Source organism: Mesorhizobium sp. M6A.T.Ce.TU.016.01.1.1 (genome assembly GCF_003997065.1).
GTDB classification, from domain to species: Bacteria; Pseudomonadota; Alphaproteobacteria; order Rhizobiales; family Rhizobiaceae; genus Mesorhizobium; species Mesorhizobium mediterraneum.
In genome coordinates this window covers 1-402 of record NZ_RZTJ01000167.1, presented here as the reverse complement: position 1 = coordinate 402, position 402 = coordinate 1, and the positions used below count along the sequence as shown (strand labels likewise).

Annotated in this window: 2 protein-coding genes; both read left to right on the top strand. The window is 63.9% G+C overall.

Translation table 11 applies throughout. The annotated features are described in order from the left end of the window. Positions 1 to 190 (top strand): transglycosylase domain-containing protein (locus EOC94_RS33790; protein WP_185928397.1); only part of this gene is annotated, 190 nt, incomplete at its 5' end. Positions 191 to 330: 140 nt separating this feature from the next. After that, a partial coding sequence (gene rpmF / locus EOC94_RS33785; protein ID WP_127295900.1) for a 50S ribosomal protein L32 occupies positions 331 to 402 on the top strand: 72 nt, incomplete at its 3' end.

Here is a 402-nt window from a genome sequence, read left to right as displayed (position 1 = left end):
CGCGGCACAGCACCATTTCGGCGTCTCGGCAAAACAGCTGTCGCGACGGCAGGCCGCCCTGCTTGCGGTCTCTTTGCCAAATCCGATCGCCCGCAATCCGGCCAAGCCCGGGCCTGGCCTGAGGCGGCTTGCCAATCTGATCGAGCGGCGAGCCGGCCGCTCGGGGGCCTATGTCGGTTGTCTCCGCTAGCCGATCCAAAAAAATTCGCGCCAGTGCTGGCCAAAACGGCACAGGGCGTGTATAGGCACCCGACTTTCTCAGATTTAGGCCCCGACATGGCCCTTTCACGAGGGCGGGCGGGGCTTTTGACCATGTAGTGGAGCATATCCATGGCCGTTCCGAAACGTAAAACCTCTCCGTCCAAGCGCGGCATGCGCCGCTCGGCCGACGCCCTCAAGGCC